At 66.8% G+C, this 21187-nt stretch carries 12 protein-coding genes; 1 reads left to right on the top strand and 11 read right to left on the bottom strand.

The features are described 5' to 3' along the window. The 9 genes from EX88_RS0103205 to EX88_RS0103245 form a co-directional block, all read right to left on the bottom strand. Positions 1-636 carry a DsbA family protein gene (locus EX88_RS0103205; protein WP_081930584.1) on the bottom strand — a complete coding sequence of 212 codons (636 nt, stop codon included), beginning with the start codon at positions 634-636 and terminating at the stop codon, positions 1-3. 9 nt (positions 637-645) lie between these two features. Then, on the bottom strand, positions 646-1956 hold the full coding sequence (locus EX88_RS0103210; protein WP_031370565.1) for an ABC transporter permease: 1311 nt from the start codon (positions 1954-1956) through the stop codon (positions 646-648). Further along, the gene (locus EX88_RS0103215) at positions 1953-3155 is read right to left on the bottom strand and encodes an ABC transporter permease (protein WP_031370566.1); all 1203 of its coding nucleotides are present in this window, start codon (positions 3153-3155) and stop codon (positions 1953-1955) included. Before EX88_RS0103215 ends, EX88_RS0103210 begins: the two co-directional genes overlap by 4 nt. Before the next feature lie 11 nt (positions 3156-3166). Next, entirely contained in the window at positions 3167-3856 is a 690-nt protein-coding gene (locus tag EX88_RS0103220) for an ABC transporter ATP-binding protein (RefSeq protein WP_031370567.1), read from the bottom strand. Beyond that, positions 3843-5078, bottom strand: a complete 1236-nt coding sequence (locus tag EX88_RS0103225) for an efflux RND transporter periplasmic adaptor subunit (RefSeq protein ID WP_081930585.1) — start codon at positions 5076-5078, stop codon at positions 3843-3845. Before EX88_RS0103225 ends, EX88_RS0103220 begins: the two co-directional genes overlap by 14 nt. Further along, positions 5056-7185 carry a peptidase domain-containing ABC transporter gene (locus EX88_RS0103230; protein ID WP_031370569.1) on the bottom strand — a complete coding sequence of 710 codons (2130 nt, stop codon included), beginning with the start codon at positions 7183-7185 and terminating at the stop codon, positions 5056-5058. The genes EX88_RS0103225 and EX88_RS0103230 overlap by 23 nt, the downstream gene beginning before the upstream one ends. Positions 7186-8078: 893 nt before the next feature. After that, positions 8079-9443: a DUF1552 domain-containing protein gene (locus tag EX88_RS0103235; protein WP_031370570.1), complete on the bottom strand. Its 1365-nt coding sequence runs from the start codon at positions 9441-9443 to the stop codon at positions 8079-8081. A gap of 2 nt (positions 9444-9445) precedes the next feature. Next, positions 9446-13579: a DUF1592 domain-containing protein gene (locus EX88_RS0103240; RefSeq protein WP_081930587.1), complete on the bottom strand. Its 4134-nt coding sequence runs from the start codon at positions 13577-13579 to the stop codon at positions 9446-9448. Between the two features lie 619 nt (positions 13580-14198). Next, the gene (locus EX88_RS0103245; RefSeq protein ID WP_031370572.1) at positions 14199-15170 is read right to left on the bottom strand and encodes an alpha/beta fold hydrolase; all 972 of its coding nucleotides are present in this window, start codon (positions 15168-15170) and stop codon (positions 14199-14201) included. Positions 15171-15312: 142 nt separating this feature from the next. On the opposite strand from EX88_RS0103245, the gene EX88_RS0103250 reads away from it, so the two are divergent. Further along, the gene (locus EX88_RS0103250; RefSeq protein ID WP_031370573.1) at positions 15313-16185 is read left to right on the top strand and encodes a helix-turn-helix domain-containing protein; all 873 of its coding nucleotides are present in this window, start codon (positions 15313-15315) and stop codon (positions 16183-16185) included. A gap of 122 nt (positions 16186-16307) precedes the next feature. Here the strand turns inward: EX88_RS0103250 and EX88_RS0103255 are convergent, their stop codons facing one another. Both EX88_RS0103255 and EX88_RS23435 read right to left on the bottom strand, forming a co-directional pair. Beyond that, complete coding sequence (locus EX88_RS0103255; protein ID WP_051884367.1) at positions 16308-18419, bottom strand: S8 family serine peptidase; 2112 nt, start codon at positions 18417-18419, stop codon at positions 16308-16310. A 439-nt stretch (positions 18420-18858) separates the two neighbouring features. Further along, positions 18859-20958, bottom strand: coding sequence for a S8 family serine peptidase (locus tag EX88_RS23435; RefSeq protein ID WP_152566075.1), 2100 nt, complete (start codon positions 20956-20958; stop codon positions 18859-18861). Between the last annotated feature and the right edge of the window lie 229 nt (positions 20959-21187).

Consider the following 21187-nt stretch of genomic DNA (forward strand, 5'->3'; position numbering starts at 1 on the left):
TCATCGGGCTTCCGTGGCGGCGGCGTTCATCGCCGCCTCGTAGTGGGCGAAGGTCCAGGGTTCGCTCAGGGCGACGCGGTCGATGACCACGGTCGGCACCGAGGAAATGCCGTGGACGATGGCGCGATAGCGTTGCTGCTCGACCCGGCGGGCGATGTCGGGGCGTTGCATGCAGGCGTTGAGTTCGGCGGCTTCGAACCCCGCCGCTGGCGCAAGGCGCTGAGCCAGTTCCATGCCGACGATGCCGGCGAGGTCTTGTCCGTAGACGCGGTCGTACAAGGCCTGAACATCGCTGCCGGGGCGTTGTTGCAAACAGGTCACCGCATGCGCCAGTTCGGTCGAACCTTCACGGATCGGAAACGCCAACACCCGGATCTTGGCGCCGCCGTTGTCGACGAAGCGCGCCATCAGCCGCGGCAGCATCTCGGCATGGAAGCGCTTGCACGCCGGGCAGCCGTAATCGGTGACCAGGACGATCTCGTGCGGCGCATCGCCGCGACCGAGCATCGGCAAGTCGTCGACCTGCATCCCCTGCAAGGGCTCGGAACGGCCCGCGGCCATCAGCACGAAGCCCAGTGATACCGCGAGCACCGCCACCAGGGCCGATGCCCCTATCCAGACCCACGGTCCCTTCATGTCTTCACCTCAGTGATGATGCAAACCGGCCACGGGGTCCAGGCGCGCCGCGCGCGCCGCCGGCCATACCCCGGTCGACAAACCGACCAGCAGCGCGGTGACGACCCCGAACAGACAACCCGACCAGGAAACGGTCGGCTCGCCGAAATAGCTGGAACCGGAGGTGATCGCCAGCGCCGCGGCGGCGCCCAAGATCACGCCCAGCACGCCGCCGAAGCCGGTCAGGATCACCGCCTCCAACAGGAATTCGAGGAAGACGTTGGCGCGCGAGGCGCCGATGGCGCGCTTGATCGCGATCTCGCGGCGGCGCGCGTTGACGCCGGACACCATGACGTTGCCGATGCCCAACGCGGCAACCGCGAACACCACCGCCATCAACAGGAACAGGCCGGCGCGCACGCTGGCCAGGGTGTCGTCGAGATAGCCGCGCAGGCGTTGCGCGGTAACGACGATGAAGTCGTCCTCGCCGCCGACGACATGGCGCTGCTTGCGCAACTGCGACGACAAGCGCCGGCCGATGGCCTCGATGTCGTCCGCTTCGGAGAAACCGGCGTGGATCTCCAGATCGCTGAGGCTGCCGTCGGCGTCCATCGCCCGCACCAGGCCGATCGGCGCGACGACCAATCGCTCGGCATCGAAACCGAGCGCGCTGCCGGCGCCCTTGACCACGCCAACGACACGGCAGGAGCGTGCGGCTAGGTTGAGGTCGCGGCCGATCACCACAGCGCTGCCGCCCAGTTCTTCGGCGAGGCTGCGCCCGAGCAGGCATTGCCGGCCGCTGCCACGCCAGTCCTGCCGCGACGGCCAGGCGCCGGCGATCAGTTCGACCTCGCCGAGCCGGAAGTACTCGACGGTGGTGCCGTAGATCGCCGCGCTGCCCTTGCGCGCGCCCAGGGCCACCGGGTTGTTGAACGCGCCGTAGCGCAGCAGCGGCGCCACCGGCCGCTGGGCGAAGGCCGTGGCGACCACGCGCAGGTCGCGCTCGGACAAACGGTTGGCGCGGCCGAGCACCAAGGATTCGTAAGACGGATCGGAGCGCACGATCAGCACCTGCCGCCCCATCGATTCGAACGAACGCACCAGGGTGCGCGACAGGCCCTCCGACAACGACGCCACCGAGACGATGCCGGCCACGCCCAAGGCCACGCTGAGCATCGCCACCGCAGTGCGCACCGGGAAGCTACGCAACTGGCGCAAGGCCGCCTGGAAGGCTTCGCTGAGTACGAACCACGCGCCCGGCGCCGCTTCCACGGCCGATGCGGCAGCGCGCTGCGGTGCGCGCACCGAACTCGTGTCAGCGGGGCGCGTGGTCGCGTTCATTCGGCGCGCAACACCCGCTTCGGGTCTTTGCGCGCGGCCTGCCACGCCGGCGCCAGCGAAAACACCAGCACCAGCGCGGTGGTCGCCAGCGCGACCAGCGCGCAGGCCTGCCCGCTCAACACCGGCGCGGAGTCCAAGCGCAACACGCCCTGGAGCAAACCGGCGGCCATGCGGCCCAGCACCAGTCCCAACGGAATCGACGCCAGGCACAGCAGCAAGGCCTCGCATAGGAACAACGCCGCGATGTCGGCGCGGGTCGCGCCGATCGCGCGGCGCAGGCCGATCTCGCCGGAACGCTCGTCGGCGCTGAGGAACATCATGTTCATCACGCCCAGGGCCGCGACCAGCGAGGCCAGCAGCGAGATCCACGCCACCGTGCGGCCTTGGCTCTCGGTCGCCGCGCGCGCACTCTGCAACAACGCCTGCTTGGCTTCGATGCGGAAGTCGTCGGCGTCGTAGCGACCGCCGTACTTGCGCAGCAGCAGCGCCTGCAGCTTCGTTCGCAATGCCTCCATGTCGACGCCCGGCGCGGCCTTGACCACCAGGCGGCCGCCGTCGTCGCCGGGCCGGACCAGGCCGCTGGCGCCGGCCAGGGGCAGGAACACCGCATCGTCGTTGGAGACGAACTTGCCCGGCTCGTCGGTCGCCGCGAGCACGCCGCCGACCGCATACCACTGCCCGCCGATGCGCAGGAACTTGCCCAACGGCGCTTGCCCGGGAAACAAACGGCCGGCGATGCGCGCGCCGAGCACGCACCGCTTGACCGAGGCTCCGCGCCCGCTCAACGCCTGGCCCTGCCCGATCGCGACCCGGTCGATGGCGAAGTAGTCCTCGCTCACCGCCAACACCTGCGCGACCTGGCGCGTGCCCGCGCCTTCCAACAAGGTGGCCGCGCCCGACAACTCCTGCACCAGCGCCGCGCGCGCGATCCACTGCGGCATCCGCTGCATATCGTCGAGATCGCCGCGGCCGGGCACGAAGCCGCCGCTGGCGGTGGACTGGCCGCGGATCACCAGGGTGTCGTCGCCCAGGCTCTCGAAGCGGCGGCCGAGCACCTGCACCATGCCGTCGGCGATGCTGACCACGGTCGAATACGCCATCACCGCCAACACGATGGCGCTCGCGCACAGCAGGGTCTGGCGCGGACTGCGCGCCAGCGAGCGTGCGGCGTCCCACAGGTTGGCCAGCCAGCGGCGCATGCCGGTCGTGCTCAGGCGGCCGCGGACGCGGCGGCGTCGATCACCTGGCCGTCGCAGACCCGGATCGTGCGTTGGCAGCGTTCGGCGACTTGCGGCGCATGGGTCACCACGATCAGGGTTCGGCCCTTGGCATGGATGCGCGCGAATACGTCCAGCACCTCGTCGGAGGTCTTCGAGTCCAGGTTCCCGGTCGGCTCGTCGGCCAGGATGATCTCGGGCTCGCCGACGATGGCGCGGGCGATCGCCACGCGCTGGCGTTCGCCGCCGGACAATTCGTCGGGGCGGTGCGCGCCGCGATGGGCCATGCCGACTTCTTCCAGCGCAGCCAGGGCGCGGCGCCCGGCGGCGGCACGCGCTTCGCCGCGATAACGCAGCGGCAGCATCACGTTCTCAAGCGCCGAGCAATTGCCGAGCAGATGAAAACTCTGGAACACGAAGCCGATGGTGCGGTTGCGGAAACCCGACAGGGCCGCGTCGTCCTGGCGCTGCACCGGCGCGCCGTGGATGCGGATCTCGCCGGCGTCGGGGGTATCGAGAAAGCCGATGATGTTCAACAAAGTCGACTTGCCCGAACCCGAGGCGCCCATCACCGCGACGTACTCGTGTTGGGCCACGTGCAGGTCGACCCCGCGCAGCACCGGCACTTCGGTCGCACCGAGGCGATAACTCTTGCGGATGCCGCTGAGCTCAACCGCGTTCATACGAGATCACCCGCACCCGGGTGCCCGGTTTCAAGGACGGTTGGCCGCTCGCCGGCACCACGACCAGGTCGTCGGCATCGAGCCCGCCACGGATTTCCTGATGGGTCTCGTTGACGTCGCCCAGGCGCACGCGGCGCAGGCTGGCGACGCCGTCGCGCACCACCAACACCGCGCCGCTGGCGCCCTGCCCGGCTTCGGCACCCAGTTCGGCCGGGTCGTCGCGCAGCGCGGCGATGGGCACGGTCAACACCGGCGCGGCCTTGCGGCTGGGAAACTCGACCCGGCAGGTCATACCGGTACGCAGGCTCGCGCGGCGGGTGTTGCGGATCTCGATCAGCACCTCATAGCTCGCCGCACCGGCTGCCGGCGCACCGGTGCCGGTGGTCGAACGCGCCGGCGCCATCGACACCGAGCGCACCGTGCCCGGCAAGGGCGTCTCGTCGAAAGCCGGCACCACCACGTTGGCGACGGCGCCGGGGCGGATCTTCCAGACGTCGTACTCGCCGAGCTTGGCGGTGGCGACCAGCACGCTGGTGTCGGCGATACGCGCGACGGTCGAGCCGCTGAAGCTCAAGGCGCTCGGCACCGCGGTTTCGCCGGCGGATACGTCGATCGACAACACCGTGCCGTCGATCGGCGAACGCAGGATGGATTTGTGCAGGCTGTCCTGCACCTCGTCGACCAAGGCGCGCTGGTTCTGGATGCGCGCATGGCCTTCGCGATAAGCCGCATCGGCCTGGCGGTACGCCGCCTCGGCCTCGTCCAGGCCTTCCTCGCTGACCAATTGCTGCTTGCGCAACGCGGTGAACCTGCGCAGCTTGGCCGCGGCCAGTTCGCGGCTGGCGCGCTTGACTTCGAGCGAAGCCATCTCGCCGTCGCGCCCGGCCTCGCGCTGGGCCAACTGCGCCTGGTACTGCTGCGAACGCAGCTTCATCAACGGCTGCCCGCGCTTGACCTCGTCGCCCTGGCGCACGTAGATCTCCTCGACCGCGCCGAGCACTTCCGAGGTCATCGCCAGCTCGTTGCGATACGACAAGGTGCCGTCGGCGAAGATCGTGGTCGGCAAGGCGTCCAACGCCGGCTTCACGACCGCCACCGGCGCCACCGAGGCGACCGTGTTGCGCACCATCAACAAGCCGACCGCCAGCACCCCCACCGACACCGCGCCGACAGCAAATGCGAGGCGTCGCGGGCGCCGCTCACGCATAGACGGGACGTTCATGACGTTGTCCTCCTTGCGCGATTTGGCCCAGGTCGTGGACGCGATCGCCCGGCTGGATCCATTGGGTACGGTGGGTGACGATGATCTTCATGCCCGGCCAGAGCCGCAGATGGCGCAGGATCGCGCCTTCGGTGGCGGCGTCGATATCGCTGGTGAATTCGTCCAGCAGCATGATCGGTGCGTGGCTGTACAGCAGGCGCGCCAGGGCGATGCGCTGGCACTGCCCCGACGACAGGCTCTGCCCGACCGCGACCACCGGCGTGCGATAAGCCAGCGGCCAGGCGACGATCTCGTCGTGGATACAGGCCGCCCGCGCGCAGCGTTCGATGCGCTCGATATCGGCCTGCGGGTCGAACATCGCGATGTTCTCGGCAACGGTGCCGGCGAACAAGGCCGGATGCTGGTTGAGATAGGCCACCGAGGCCGCGGCGGCCCCGGTTCCGCCGCCGCGCTCGCCGTGCACGCGCACCTGGATGCTGCCGGCATCGGGCAAAAGCAAACCGCCGATCAACTTGAGCAAGGTGCTCTTGCCGCAGCCCGAAGGCCCGACGATGACGTTGAGGCCGCGGTCGTCGAAGTTCGCCGACACATCCTCCAGCACCGGCGTGCCGGTGCCGAGATAGGAAAAGCCGACGCCGCTGACCGCGACCTGGCTCGGCCCGGCCCACGGCGGCGCCTGCGCATCGGCGGCGGGCGTGGCATCGTCGAGGCTCATCAGGCCCTGGATCGACTCGATACGGTCGGCATTGATCCGCACCACCACCAGTTGCATGAAGAACATCTGGATCGCACGTACCGACGGTCCGGTCCAACCGAGCAGGAAGTAGCAATAGAACGCGGCCTGGTCGGACAGGTCGATGCTCGGGAAGGCTACGAACAACAGCAACAAGGCCGCGATCGGCACGACCTTGTCCTGATAGGCGTACAAGGCCTCGAACACGGCGTTGAGTTTGCCGCGCGCCTCCAACCACTTCTGGTGCTCGCCGAAGCGGTCCATCAGCCGGTCGGCGAATACCTGCTCCTTGCGGTTGACCTTGACGTCGACCGCCATGGTCAGGGTTTCGGCCAGGGTGCTGTAATAGCCGGAATACGCCAGCACCTCGCCGCCGGTGAGGCGCAGCAGGCGCTTCCAGCACAGGATCAACACCACCGTCGACAGCAGGGTCAGGGCAAGGAACAGCAAAGCCACCGGCGCGCTCTGGAAGGCCAGCACGGCCAGGGTCGCCATCAGCACACCGGAGTCGAGAATCAGGCCGGTAATGCGCGCCGACAGGAAATCGCGCACGCCCGATACCGAGTTGACGCGCGCGATCAGGTCGCCAGCCGGCAACAGCGAGAAGATCCGCAGCGGCAGCTTCAACAGGCGGTCGACGAACCGGGTGATCAGCGATCTGTCCAAACGCAACTGGATCAACAACGACACTCGCGCGCGCATCCAGTGCGCGACCACGAAGGCGAGCGACAACACCAGCAAGCCCATGCCGAGGCCGGTCGCGCTGCCGCTGCCGCCGTAGGCCAGGAAGGTCACCGCCCGGCTCAGCAACCAGGGGAAAGAAATGGTCGTGGCCACGGTCAGCGCGATCACGCTAAGCAGGAACAGCCACAGCGACCAGTTCTCGCCCAGGAATTCCTTGAACAGCTGCCCCAGCGGCGATATCGAGACCTGCGAGCGCGCGGTTTCGTCGCGTTCGGCGCAGATGAATACGCCGCTCCACATCGCCTCGAATTCGGCGTGGGCCATGCGGCTCTCGCCGGTGGCCGGGTCCAGCACCGCCACGGTCTTGTCGTCGACCGCGCCGACCACGACGAAATGCTCGTGGCGCAGATGCACGATGGCCGGCAAGGCGGCGTGCCGCAGCGCCTGCACGGTGCCGTCTGTGGCCCGCAGCGCCTTGGGTTTGACCCCGCACATGCGCAACACGTCGAGCATTTCCTTGGCCGACATGCCGCGCTGGCTGACCGGATAACGCGCCGCCAGCGCCAGCATCGGCATGCGCAAGCCCAGGCCCGACAGCAGCATCGAGATGCAGGCGTGGCCGCAATCGGCGGCCGAGGTCTGGCTGACGAACTTGGTTTTCGTGGTACCGCGCCGCGATGGCTTGTTCACGCGCTGTCCGTCCAGGCAAGACGCCCCGATGTTGGGAAGCAGCGGACCTTGCAAGCGGATTCCGGCAACGCTCGGGCAAGCATCGGCAGCACGCGCCCGCCGGCATACGCGACGCGCGTGTTCGCGCCCCGTCCGACGATGCGTGCACAATCCGACGCACGACGCCTGAAGCACCGCTGCGGGATTCGCTGTAAGGGCCGTACTTGAAAGGAGCCGCCCGTTACCGCCAGGCGGCTCCGGTTAACGGATCAGCAGTGGCCGACACATACCGAGTGGCCGTTGGAACAGCCGCACTCGCCAGTGAACGAACAAAGCCAACCGCAACCGCATACCACGGGTTTGCCACCGAACAAGGCTTCGAGATTGTCGTCCGAGAGTTCCTCGGCGAACGGCACGGCAGTCGTACTTGGATCCTGGACGAGATCGTGTTGCTGCAACATGGGGAAGTCCTCAGATTTGACCACCAGCGATGCGCTGAGTGGGTCGATGCCCCCTGACTTTCGACGTTGCACTTGTTATCACGATGCATCGTGCGGTTCCGTGGTCCGCGTCAAGATTCGTTTCGTATCGAACCCGGCCTCTTCGTTGCGGCTTGCACGCATGGCATTTTGCTATTTTTCTCGCATTGCGAAAACGGCATAACGAGCCGTTTAATCGTGAACTCGACACGATTCCGCGCGGACTTGGCGGTCGATCGGACGCGTTCGCCAGCAATCATTGCAAACACGACCGTTCAACGCCGATGCGAGCACGCGTCGTTCCATCCACCGTTGAATACTCACCCGTCCGGTAACCAGGCGAGCGCGTCGCGATGCAGACGCTATCGGCGCAGAACCGCCAGCCGCGCACACGCACAGCGCCGACCCACTGCGGCGCTGATCGAGGCAGAGCGGTCAGCCGACGTTGCTGAAGATGCCGGTCACCGGCGCGATATTGCCGGCGTACGGCACCTCGACACCGGCGGCCTTGCCGACGGTCGCCCAGATCCGTTGCATGTCGACGAAACGCTTGCCGATCACCGGGTTGCCGGTGTGATGGTCGCGATCGGCCTGTCCGGTAATCTTGAGATAGCGCCCTTGGCCGTCGCCGCTCTTCAGCAGGCCCGAAGCCCCGCCCAGCATCACCAAGGGCATGTCGAGCATGTGCTCCGGCGCCCCATCGGCCATCTCGCTGGTGAAGATCACCAACGTGTGTTGCAGCAGGTTGTCACTCGGCACGTCCGGGTCGGCGTGTTTGGCCAACTCGTCGAGGAACAGTTTGACTTGGCGCGTATACCACTGCCGCGTGCCTTTCCACGGACCCTCGCCGGTATAGCGATGGGCGCAATCGTGCGGATTGCGGTCGTTGGTGACGTCGAGGATGTTCAACGACTCGGCCGAGCGGCCGACTTGAATCGTCGCCACCCGCACCACGCCGCAGGCCAGCGCGGTCGCGACGACCTGATGGTGAGCGGCCTGGACCTGGTTGCGGAACTCGGCCGAGTTGATCGGGTTGTGTTCCGGCCGCTGCGGATCGCATTCGAGCGGCGGCCGGGTGTCTTCGAGATCCTTGACCACTTTGTTGACCGCGTCGAGGTGGGTGGCGAGCTTCTCGCGTTGCGAACCGGCCAGTCGCGCGTTCAATTCCTGGATGTCGGCGAACACCGGAGCGAACACGTCCTTGCTGCGGACTTGTTGGCCCCGGCCGGACCTCGCGGCGGAGCGGAAAATGCTTTCGAACAGCAGCCCGGGGTCGTTCTGCGGAATGCGCATGCGGTTGTCGATCCACGAGACGTCCCAATGGGTGCCGTCGATGCCGGCATGAGGGCCCGCGAATACCGCGCCGAGCGATGGGTCGGTGCCGGGCATCGCCGCGGCGAGCAGATTGTCGATCGAGGTCTTGCTCTCGGCGGAATCGCGCAGCACCCATTTCCAGCCGCTGTGGCCGACGTTGGCCGGCCCGAGGATGGTGCCGCGCAGGTACAGCGATTGATGACGGTAGGCCTCCAGCTCGCGGCTGACCTCGCCGAGGGTGAAGTCGCCGGTATCGTCGCCCTGCGCGTCCGGATGCCACAGACCGCGGCCGTCGCCGAACCCGCCGCCGGTGAACGAATCCACGGCCAGGCCGTCGGGCGTGACGAAGAACACCACCTTCAGGTTCGGCGCTTGGGTCTCGCCGCTAACGGCCATGCGCGCCAGACCGTACAGGCTCAAGGGCGCGAGCACGCCGGCGGCGGTCAGGCCGGCAAGGAAACGACGGCGATGCTTGAGAATGTCCATGGTCAATCCCGCTCTTTCTTGTAGAGGGTGGCGTTCGAGGTAGCCAGTTCGTGCAGCATCTTGCGCAGCGATCCGGAACTCTTCAGCTCGTCGCCCATCGCCTTGATGGTGCCCGCGGTCAAGGCGTCGGAATGGTTGCCGAACGCATAGCGGAAATAGCTGTCGGCCATGCAGGTCAATGCGGTCGAGTTTCCGGGTATGAACCTGGCGATGTCGCGCACGTCCTTGATCTGCGCCCACTCGCCGTGGCCGACGTTGTCGACGAAGGGGCCAGCGGCATTGATGTCGACGTCCACTGGGAACAGTTCGTGGTTGTAGGCGCGTTCCTTGAGCCGATAGCGCCCGGCGGCGTCGTAGTGCTCCATCGACGCGCCGGTGTCGTTCATGAACTGATGGCACTGCCAGCAACGGCCGCCGGAGGCATGCTCGCCATTGACCAGGTCCCAGCGTTCGCGCGTGGTGATCGGGCGGTTCGGGAAGGTCGGCGTTTCCGGGTCGGCTTCGACGGGCTCGCCGAACTCGCGGCACAGCAGCTGCTCACGGATCATGATGCCGCGCTTCACCAGCGAGGTCGCCATATAGTCCGAGGTCGCCGCCTGGGTCAGGCCGTGATGCAGCAGGCCGCCGCGCTTCTCATCCACCTCGACCTTGCGCATCGCCTCGCCGGAGACGCCGGCGATACCGTAGTGCTGGGCCAGGGTGTGGTTTAGGAAGGTGTAGCGCGGATCGAATAACTCGGTCATCGTGCTTTCGCCGTCCAACAGCACGTGGCGCACGAACGCCGACTGCTCTTCGCGCATGGCCTGGATCACCGGGTCGCTCAGGCCCGGTTTTTCCTGCAGGTCGCCGGCAGTCTTGGTGTAGTGACGGATGAAACGGACGAACTGCGCGACCCCGCGGTCGGTCGCGATCATCGCCGCGGCCTCCGCGCCGATCTGCTCCGGCGTCGACAGCCCTCCCGCTTCGGCCTTCTGCAACAATTCCAGGCTGGGCGTGGTGCCGAGGAAGGTGAACGACAGCGCCGTCGCCACTTCGCTCGGGGTGAGCTTGTAGGCGTTGATCCGGCCATAGCTGTCGTTGCCCAGCTCGGAGCGATAGAGGAAATGCGGCGACAACAACATGCCCGCGACCATGTCCTGAAGGCCGTGCGCATCGAGCAAGGCGGTGTAGCGCTCGACTTCCTGCGCCGTCATCGGGCGACGGAACAGCTTGTGGCCCAGCTCGCCGACGAAGGATGCGGCCTGGGCTGTCTTGCGATAGCCCAGCGACTGCGGTTCGACCTGCCCGGCCACTTCCAGCGCGGCATCGTAGTAACGCTTGACGTCTTCGGCCTGGAGGACGCCGAGGTCGGCTTCGCCGGGATACTTGAATTGCTTGGCGGATTTGTCGGCAGGCAGTTTGGCCGGGTTGATCGTCACCCCGAACAGATCTCGCACGCTGTTGGCGTATTCGTTCGGCGTCAACTGGCGGATCTGGCGCTTGCCGAACGGGGTCTGCGGCCGCAGATACACGCTCCACACGGTGTCGAACAGGTAATCGGAGATCGACCCGGCGCAGACGCCGTCGCAGTGTCCCTCGATGTTCATGCTCTGGATCTTCTTGACCAGGGCAACGCGGCCGGCCTCGTCCCAGTTATGCGCCTTGTTCGGATCGTCGAAGTATTTGGAGTCGTGACAGCCGCTGCAACTGCTCTCCAATACGGCCAGGCCGAGGTTGGCCTCATAGACGTAGCTCATCGCAGGCAGGTCGATGCGCTCGCTCTCTTCGTTGACGTCCACGCCATGCATGCTCGGCTGTGGGCGATAGGTGGGGTAATAGGGATAGACCACCCGGTGCTTGCCGTAGTCGAGCATGACCTCCACCTGGCCGCCCCAGGGCACCGATACCTCGCGCACCGCCTCCTTGGCATCGATCAACTTGACCACCCAATGTTCGCGGGCCGCCCCGCCGGGCTTGGCCGGCGCATGGATCGTCATCGGCACTTCGATGTGTTCGGGGCGCTCCCAATACGTCAGGTCGATGGCGTGAGTCGGTTGCCCGGCCGAGAGGGTGAAACGATTCGTGCGCTTGATCGGTATCCAGTTACCGACGTCGTTGAGCCGCACCTGGTAATCGCCATAGGCCAAGCCGGCGATCGCCATGGATTCGCTGCCCCAGGCCGCATGGAACAGGCGCTTGTGGCCGAGTGCATCGATCAGATGCCCCCTGACCCGCTCGTCGGCGATATCCGGCGAAGGCGCCGGAGCGGGCGTGAGCGTCAATGCCGTGGCCGGCACCAGTGCCGGGTCGTAGGGGCGGATCCGGTAGATCGCCCCGGCTACGTCATCGGACACCAGCAGGCTGTGATCGGGCAGTTCCAGGAAATCCACCGGACGGCCGATGCAGCCGCCCCGCAGGCAGTTCGGGTCCGCGTTCGCGCGATCCTGCAGCCAACCATCGACCAACGGGATTTCATGGATCACCTTGCCGTTCTTGATCGTCAGCATGCGCAGCTGCAGGCCGGGCTCATCGCTGGTGCCGAGGGCATGGGTCGCCACCAACAAGCGTTGTGTCCCGGCCGGCGGTGGATAGCCGCTCCAGAACTTGACCCCCAGCGGCGCGGAGTTGGAAGCGATTTCGAAGGCCGGCGGGGTGTAGCGCGAAACATCGATCTGCCCCAAAGGGATGTCCGACAGCCGCAAGCCCTCCAGCCATTTACCGTCGTTGGCCGACCTGGGGTTTTTCTCTTCCTCGGCGGTGAAGCCGAGCGTGCTCCGGCCGAACACGTACGGCACGCCGAAGTGTTCGTCGTCCTTGCCGATGCGATTGACTTCTTCCGAGTTGGGGAAGAGTTGGCGGTTGTTGTCGCTGAACCAGATCTCTCCGCTGGCCGGGTTCCAATCGAACCCCAGCGAGTTGCGCACGCCCTTAGCGACGATAGTCGCCTGCTTGGTGGCCAGGTCGTAACGCAGGATGGTGCCGTAGCGCGGGTCCGCCGGCACCATGCACAGATTGCAGGGGATGCCGACCGCGGTGTACAGCCCCTTGTCGTTGGCATCGTGCGGGTTGAATCGCAACGGGTGCTTCTGATGCCAATAGAGCCAGTCGACCGTGACGTCGACGGGGGGCAAGGGAAACGGCGTGTCGCCGCCCGGCAACTTCAACAGCAGTTCCGGCTTTGCCTCTGCGTAACTGTTGTCCGCATCCGGAACACGATAGATCGCATCGGCGGTGGAGTAGAACAAGCTGCCGTCGCGATAGGCGACGCCATGCGGCTCCAACTGGCCCGATGCGACGACGTGGACACTCGTGGGTTTTCCCGAAGCGCCGTCCAAGGGCAAAGCGTAGATCTGCTTGGAGATCGGCGGCGGAAACACGCCCCCTACCCAACCGGAGCCGACGTAGAGTACGCCGTTGCCGAGCGCCATCTGCCTGGGCTGCGATATCCCCTCGGCGAACAGCTCGATCTTGACCCCGGGCAAGGGGCGCAGCTTGGCGACGTCCACACGCGGCCGGTAACGCACGACGCGCGTCTGGTGCTCGCCTTCTTCGGCCTCGAACGACACCGTCATCGGCGAGTTCATCGGCGCGAAACCTTCGGCGACGTCCATGATCAACGCATAGTCGCAGCGTTTAAGTTCGTCGATCTTGAGGCTTTCGCCCCATACCGCCCGGATCGGTATGGCTTCGCTGCCGCAACGCAGAACGCCGCTCATCGTCGCCGGGTGCTTTCCGGCCGATCTGGTCCTGGAGTCGTCGCTTTCCGGCTCGGCGAATTCCACGGTCAGGCGATTGCCCTCGAACCCGCCCTCGTCGCAGGGGCCGAGGTCTTTCCAGGCCTCCGGCCAGTTCACCGCGCCGCTGTCGGCCGGCAGACCGGGGTTATAGACCTGTAACGCGCACCAGGCCCAACTGCCCGGCCCCAACGGCGCTTCCTCGTCCTTCCAACACTGGTACTGATGCCCCAGGTTGGTGACCTCCTCGCCGGCTTGGTAATTAGTACCGGCCTGGTATTGCGGAGCCGCGCAAGCGCCCGCCCCTGCCGCCCTCGCCGATCCCTTTCCTCCGGGCCCGTCGCCATCGCGCGAGCAGGCCGCGAGGGTGAGGGCGAGCACTACCGCCGCCAACGACCACGAAACCGCCTTGGATGCCTTCATGCTTCCTTTCTCCCAAACGCTAGCGATGCAAAGACGCGTCGTCAGGCCAGGCTTCGATCGGCGATGTTTTCGAGAACAGGGGCGCGCGCTTGCACGCCCCAGGATCGTGCGAGGCCAAGCCGGTTGGATACGGGGTGGGGGCGATGCTGTGCGCAACGACGGCCATGCGCAGCCGTCGCCCGGATGGTGCTTATCGATACATCGATAGGTGTTCGAATATCGCTGCGGCTAGCCGCGTTCGCAGCGCGAAACTATCAGCATGAATCGCAGGCAAACGTGATTAGCATCGTGGATTGGGCATGCGTGAGTCAGCGGCCGGCCGGTGTCGATTCGGCCGCGGTTCGATGCTCGATTCGCGGGGCGATTGCGCAGCCCGCTTCCACTACCTGGGCTGCATTACGAATGTGACCCAATAGAGAATGCGCCGGGCGCGAAGGCCGGCAACATCACATTCTTCCTCATCGCATCCACGCGATGTCCGTGGATACGACCGCGCTGGACTTACCCCGCATGGCCCAGCGCGCGGCGGGCGTGCGCTCCGCCCGCCGCCGTTCGGTTCAGACCTTCCACAACCGCCGCAGCGCGCGGCGGGCGTGCGCTCCGCCCGCCGCCGTTCGGTTCAGACCTTCCACAACCGCCGCGCCTCCTCGGCGATGACCTCGGGGAATTCTTCCGGGAAGAACAGCTTCGCCCCGGGCACGCGGCGCACGCCGCGCGAGTTCGGAAACACGCGGTCGAGATACTCGGCGTCGCTCTGGGCGAAGATATCGTCGGCCGCCCCCCAGACCACACGCAGCGGCACCGTGCTGCGCCTGAGCTCGGCTTCGATGCCGGCCAGGGGATTCGGCTCGAAGGCGGCATGGAAGGCGTTGTACTGGGCCCGGCGCAGCGGCGTGCTCAGCAAGGGTGCGATGTAGTACTCGATGGTCTCGTCGGCGAAACCGGCGGGGTCGCGAAACACCGCCGCGCCGAAGGTCGAACGCGCCAGCGACTTGTCGGTCAGCCACTGCGCGGTCATCTCGTCGAGGGTTCCGGCGCGCGCCATCTCGACGATCGGCTTGACCTTGGCCGGCGGGCTGTCGGGTTCGACGTCGCAATTGGTCAACAGCAGGCTGCGTACGCGCCCGGGATGGCGCAACAGGAACAACTGCGCGACCGCGCCACCGCTGTCGCTGGCGACGATGTCGACCGTGCCGATCGCCAGCGAGTCGAGCAAGGACGCCAGCATCTCGGCCTGGGCGTCGGCGGCCAGCGACTGATGCTCGGGAATCTGCGAATACCCCAGGCCCATGAAGTCGGGTGCGAGGCAGCGCCGATACGGCGAAAGCCGGTCGATGGCGCCGCGCCACTGGTAGCCGTTGAGCGGCGCTCCGTGCAGGAACAAGGCCGCCTCGCCGGAACCGCGCTCGACATAGGCGATGCGACCGAAGCCGAGTTCGGCGTAGCGCCTCGCCGCGGCGAACGCGACGACGCCGGTGGCCGGCCTCGCCGCGGCGGCGGCGCGGCGAGTCGATGCCAGCGGCGCGCAGGCCCCGGCCACGCCGGCGGCGACCACGGCTGCGGTCATCGCCATGAACTGTCTACGTTTCATTACAAAGTCTCCGTGCGACGGATGTCGTTGCGCCATGCTGGCGACGCGGCCGCAGGCGCGCGCGCACATACGGCCGACGCGCAGCACGCAGGGATGATTTTCGGCACTGTTGCGCGGCCGAGGCGCGTATAAGCATCCGCCCATGACCGACCGCCCCTCCTGCTATCCCGGCCCTTCGGCCGCGCTGCTCGCCAGTGCCGGCCCCGGCCGCGCGCCGCTGCTCGACGTGCTCAGCAAACCGGTGCCGTCGGGCCTGTTCGATTCCCCGCTGGATACCCGCCACGTGCTATGCCTGCACGAAGGCCATCCTGTGCCGGTGTCCTATCGCGTCCAGGGCCACGAGCGCCAGGGCGTGCGCATCCACGGCCAGTTCTGCGTGGTACCGGCCGGGTCGAGCACGCGCTGGATCGTGTCGAAGCCGGCGCGTTCGCTGCTGCTTAGGCTGACGCCGTCGTTGCTGCGCGAAAGCGCGGATGCGATGGGTTTGGGTGCCTACGATGCCGACCTCGCGCCGTCGATCCACATCCGCGACCCGCAGGTCGAACGCATCGGCTGGATGATGCAGGCCGAAGACAACGACGCGTATCCGGGCGGCCGCCTGTTCAGCGACAGTCTCGCCTCCGCGCTCGCGGCGCGCTTGCTGGCGTTGCAATCGCGCAAGACGCTGACGACAGTCAAGCCCGGACGCGCCCTGCCCGCCTGGCGCCTGCGTCACGTGGTCGAGTACATCGAGGCGCACCTCGACGAGGATCTGAGCCTGGCCGAGCTGGCGAGCGTGGCCGGCTTCAGCCTGTCCCATTTCAAGCCGCTGTTCAAACAGGCGGTGGGCATGCCGGTGCACCGCTTCGTGCTCGAGCGGCGCGTCGAGCGCGCACGTACGCTGTTGCTGCAAGGCGGCAAGAGCATGAGCGAGATCGCGCTCGAAGCCGGCTTCGCCCATCCCAGCCACATGGCCCGTTGCATGCGGCGCTTGCTCGGTGTCGGCCCCAGACAGATCGTGGACTCGCTGCACTGAGTGGACGGCGAGTATCACGGGCACACCCTGCAGCCTTGTCCGGAACGCGAATACAAGCAAAAACAGCCCCGGCCAAAGCCGGGGCTGTTCGTTTTAACGGGCTGACGATGGCTAAACCTCGATCAGAACCTGATGCTCCAGCTTTCGAGCGTACCGGTGTCGCTGGCGTAATTGTCGCGCACGCGCAGCTTCCAGGTGCCGTTCAAGTCCTCGGTCGACAGATTCAGCGCCTGCGAGAGCCTGACGTCGTCGGCGCTGTCGCTGGTGTTATAGCTCTTCACCAGGTAAGTCGTACCGTCCGGCGCGACCAGGTCGATGCGCAGGTCGCCGCGGTAGCTGTGGTCGATCGCCACCGTCACCGTCGCATTGCTCGGCGCCTTGCCGGCGCGGCCGGCGACCGTGACCGGGCTTTCCAGCGTGGCGACGTCCTTGATCGCGAAGTCGGTGTCGTTGGTGTAGGTCTGCACGCCGGCAGGCGCGGCCACCGTGACCGAAGCGGTCTTGGTGTGGGTAGCCCCGGCGTTGTCGGTAACGGTCAGGCTGACGTTGTAGGTGCCGGCCGCGGCATAGGTGCGACTGGGATTGGTCGCGGCCGACAGCGCGCTGCCGTCGCCGAAGTTCCAGCTGCGCGAGACGATGTTGCCGTCGTTGTCGGTCGAGGCATCGGTGAAGGTCACCGTCAAACCGTTGACCTGGCTGTTGAAATTCGCCACCGGATTGAGATTGCCGCCGGCCGCGCCGCCGATACGGATCGCCTCGGCGATGGCCGCGTTGGCGTCGACCAGGCCGGCGCCGCAACCGCCGGGGCAAGCGGCCAGAGCAATCGCACGGCTGGAGTCCTTCAAGGCCTGTTCCACCTGCGCCGGGGTCAGCGGGGCGGCGACGGCCGACTGCATCAGCGCCGCGATGCCGGCGACGTGCGGGGCGGCCATCGAAGTGCCGTGATTGAACTTGTAGTCTGCGACGCCCTGCGCTCGCAGACCGGTATTGCCGAGCGACAGAACCCCCTGCTCGAGATGATTGACGTCGCAGTAAGGTTCCCGACCGAGCGCGAGGAAGCGCAAATTCGGGCTGCAGATTTCGCCGCCCGGGGCGGAGACGTCGATGGTTCCGCCGTAGTTCGAGTAGAACGCGCGGTCGCCGTTGCGGTCGGTCGCCGCCACCGCGATCACGCGGTTGCAGTTGGCCGGAGTGAAGCCGGACACGTCGATGTTGCTGTTGCCGGCCGCGACCACGACTGTGGCGCCGGCGTCGGCGGCGCGGTCGATCGCGGCTTGATAGGCCGGGTCGCATTGCGCTGACGGGCCTCCCAGGCTCAGGTTGATGATCTCGGCGGGATTCGGGTTGTCCGGCACGCCATCGACATGCAGGCCCGCGGCCCACATGATTGCATCGGAGATGTCCACGGTGGTGCCGCCGCATCGGCCGAGCACGCGGATCGGGACCACGCGTGCGGCGTGCGCTACGCCGGCCACGCCGGCGGCGTTGTTGGTCGCCGCGCCGATGGTGCCGGCGACGTGACTGCCGTGCCAGCTGGAGTTCTTCGCTTTCGACAGGGCATTGCACTCGCGATCCAGCGCCAGCCAGTCGCCCTCGTCGTTCGGATTATTGTCCCGGCCGTCGTTGTCGCGCGAACGTACCGGGTCGGTGATGAAATCGTAGCCGGGCAACAGGTTGTTGGCTGCACTGAGCTCGGCGTGCGGGGTGATGCCGGTATCGATCACCGCGACGACGGTGCCGGCGCCGCGCGCACGGTCCCAGGCGGTGTTGATGCGCGCGCCGGCGACGCCGGAGTAGTGCCACTGCTCGCCGTAACGGGTGTCGTTCGGCTCCATCGTGTGGTTCCACACGCGGTTGACCTGCACCGACTCGACGTTCGGGTCGGCGGCCAGTTGCCGCATCAGCGTCTCGGCGTCGACCCGGTCGAGCTTGGTTTCGGCGCGCACCAGGTCGGAACCGACCGCCAGGCGTCGCACGTGCTTCATGGCGATCAGCCGGCCGGCGATCTTGGCGCGCACGGCCTCGCGCAGGGAGGACGCCACCTTGGCGGTGTCTCGGCGCTGTAGCGAGCCGTTGCGATACTTGACGATGAAGCCGTCGTAGCCTTGCGGCGCCTGCAGGCCATCCAGATGAACCTGGCCGGCAAAGGCCGGGGCGGCCAAGGCGGACAAGGCCAATACCGTGGCGGCGGCCAGCGCGTTCTTGCGAATGCCGTTGTTCGTTGCAGTGGACATCTGGAACCCCTCTGAGCTAACGGAATATCGAGTCCCGGAGGACTCGCTGATGTCCGGCCTTCGTCGGCGGGCGACGCCATGAGACCGGTGTCTCAGGTGTAGTGGGATCGAGTCCCGCGCGGCTTCTAAGGAGATATCTCTTTTTCCTCATTTGTCGTGCGACGGTGGGTTTGCGCGGATGAATGGCCTTGGGCCGTGCCGTGGACGCGCGCGCAGCGGGCCGCCGCCACGGGCCGGGCGAAGCTTGGGCCGCGTGACGGGGGCTTGCGCGGACAGGAGCCAATCCCCCTGCCCCCCTTTTTCAAAGGGGGGAATGGCCGAAACCGCAAACAAAACCGAAGCCGAGGCAGGGGCCGGAGCCCATGCCGCCGAGAACAAAACAGCCCCGGCCGGGGCCGGGGCTGTTTCGTCGTTACGGACTATCGGTGAGCTGTATCGATCAGAACTTGATGCTCCAGCTGTCGATCTTGCCGGTGTCGTTGGCGTAGTTGTCGCGTGCGCGCAATTTCCAGGTGCCGTTCAGAGTCTCGGTCGACAGGTTCAGGGTCACCGTACCGCGGATGTCGTTGGCGCTGTCGCTGGTGTTGTAGTTCTTCAGCAGATAGGTCGAGCCGTCCGGTGCGACCAGGTCGACGCGCACGTCGCCGCGGAAGCTGTGCTCGATCGCCACCGTCACCGTCGCGTTGCTCGGTGCATTGCCGCTGCGACCCGACACCGTGATCGGGCTTTCGGTCGTGTTGAGGTCGGTGATCGCGTAGTCGGCGGTGTTGCTGTAGGTCTGCACGCCGCCGCCCGGCGCGGTCACCGTGACCGAGGCGGTCTTGGTGTGGGTGCCGCCGGCGTTGTCGGTGACGGTCAGGCTGACGTTATAGGTACCGGCCGCCGCATACGCATGGCTGGGGTTGGTGGCGGTCGAAGCCGCAGTGCCGTCGCCGAAGTTCCAGCTACGCGAGACGATGTTGCCGTCGCTGTCGGTCGAGCTGTCGGTGAAGGTCGCGGTCAGGCCGTTGACGGCGGAGCTGAAGTTCGCCACCGGCTTGACGTTGCCGCCCACCCCGCCCTGCGCCGCCAACACCGCGGCCGCGGCGTCGATCAGGCCGGGACCGCAGCCGCCGGGGCACTTGGCTGCGGTGATCGGGCGAGCGGTCTGGCCGAGGATCGCAAGCACTTGCGCGGTGGTCTTCGGCACCGGTGCCACGGCCTGCATCAGCGCGACCACGCCGGCGACGTGCGGCGTCGCCATCGAGGTGCCCTGCATGAAGCCGTAGCCGTTGCCGTTGACTGTCGACAGGACGCCCTGGTTGTCATGACTCCGGGCGCAGCTGGGCGCTTGCCCCAGCGGCAGGAATTCGGCCAAGGGCGAACAGGTCTCGCCGCCCGGCGCGGTGATGTCGATGCCGGCGCCGTAGCTCGAGTAGAAGGCGCGATTGCCGCCGAGGTCGCTGGCGGCGACGGTCACCACGTTGTTGCAGCTCGCCGGGGTCGCGCCGGAGACGTTGATGTTGCTGTTGCCTGCAGCCGCGACCACGATCGCGCCGGCAGCGGTGGCGCGATCGATCGCGTCCTGGTAGCTCGGGGTCTCGCTGCAGGGTTGGTCTCCGCCGAGCGAAAGGTTGATCACTTCGGCGGGATTCGCATTGGCCGGCACGCCCGGAACCGCGATGCCTGCCGCCCAGAGGATGCCGTCGACGATGTCCGAGGTTGCGCCCAGGCCGTCCTTGCCCATCGAACGAATCGGCACGACCTTCGCGCCATAAGCCACGCCGGCGACGCCGGCGGCGTTGTTGGTCAGCGCGGCGATGGTGCCGGCGACGTGGGTACCATGCTTGATGTTCGAGGAGTCGGTCGCATTGGCGTCGCGGCCGTCGCCGTCGTCGGAACGACCGCAGCCTGCGGTCGCGCCGACCGTGGCGCACTCGGCGGCGCTGTAGCCCACCGCCGAGGTGACCATGTCGTAGCCGGGCAGGATATTGGCGCTCAGATCGGTGTGCGCCAGGATGCCGCTGTCGACCACCGCCACGACCACACCGTTGCCGTTGCTGCTGTCCCAGGCGGCCGCCACGTTGGCGCCGACGGCGCTGTTGGCGTAATGCCACTGCTCGTTGTAGCGGGTATCGTTCGGTTGCATCAGCAACCGCATCGGCAGGTCGGGCTCGATCGAGACCACATTAGGGTCGGCCGCGATCTGGCGCATCAGCGCCTCCGCCTCGATCCGGCCCAGCTTGCGGTCGGCACGGACGACGTCGGCGCCGAGCGCCATACGACGGAAATGCTGAAGGCCGAACTTCTTGCCGCCGGCGCGGCTCGCCTCTATCCGGGCTACGGCCTTGCTCAGCGAGGAACTCAAGGCGGTCGTACTGGTGCGCGGCGCGCTGCCATCGCGATACTTGACGATGAACTGGCCGTACTCGCCCCCCTGCTTGAGGCCTCCCAGGTGCGCCTGCCCGGCGAATGCCGGAGCGGCCAGTGCGGACAGGGCCAACACCGTGGCGGTGGCCAATACGTTCATGCGAATGCCGTTATTCGATACAGTGGACATCTAAAGAATCCCCTCTGAGCTATCGGAATATCGAGTCCTGGGACGGACTCGCTGAATCCGGTCTTCGTCGGTGGCGGACGCTGCGAGACCGGTGTCCCAGGTGTAGTGCGCTCAGATGCCCTTTGACCTCTGACGAGAGATCACTTTTTTCTCATTTGTGCTCTGAAACGGTAGTACTGTCACATTAATAGGGCGGCGCTCCCTCGCGGAGACGCCTGCCCCCAGCGAT

It is taken from the genome of Lysobacter antibioticus (genome assembly GCF_000731095.1).
GTDB lineage: Bacteria > Pseudomonadota > Gammaproteobacteria > Xanthomonadales > Xanthomonadaceae > Lysobacter > Lysobacter antibioticus_B.

Coding starts and splice junctions, on each gene's coding strand:
- EX88_RS0103205 (WP_081930584.1), bottom strand. CDS start 636: ATGAAGGGACCGTGGGTCTGGATAGGGGCATCGGCCCTGGTGGCGGTG.
- EX88_RS0103210 (WP_031370565.1), bottom strand. CDS start 1,956: ATGAACGCGACCACGCGCCCCGCTGACACGAGTTCGGTGCGCGCACCG.
- EX88_RS0103215 (WP_031370566.1), bottom strand. CDS start 3,155: ATGCGCCGCTGGCTGGCCAACCTGTGGGACGCCGCACGCTCGCTGGCG.
- EX88_RS0103220 (WP_031370567.1), bottom strand. CDS start 3,856: ATGAACGCGGTTGAGCTCAGCGGCATCCGCAAGAGTTATCGCCTCGGT.
- EX88_RS0103225 (WP_081930585.1), bottom strand. CDS start 5,078: ATGAACGTCCCGTCTATGCGTGAGCGGCGCCCGCGACGCCTCGCATTT.
- EX88_RS0103235 (WP_031370570.1), bottom strand. CDS start 9,443: ATGGACATTCTCAAGCATCGCCGTCGTTTCCTTGCCGGCCTGACCGCC.
- EX88_RS0103240 (WP_081930587.1), bottom strand. CDS start 13,579: ATGAAGGCATCCAAGGCGGTTTCGTGGTCGTTGGCGGCGGTAGTGCTC.
- EX88_RS0103245 (WP_031370572.1), bottom strand. CDS start 15,170: ATGAAACGTAGACAGTTCATGGCGATGACCGCAGCCGTGGTCGCCGCC.
- EX88_RS0103250 (WP_031370573.1), top strand. CDS start 15,313: ATGACCGACCGCCCCTCCTGCTATCCCGGCCCTTCGGCCGCGCTGCTC.
- EX88_RS0103255 (WP_051884367.1), bottom strand. CDS start 18,419: ATGTCCACTGCAACGAACAACGGCATTCGCAAGAACGCGCTGGCCGCC.
- EX88_RS23435 (WP_152566075.1), bottom strand. CDS start 20,958: ATGTCCACTGTATCGAATAACGGCATTCGCATGAACGTATTGGCCACC.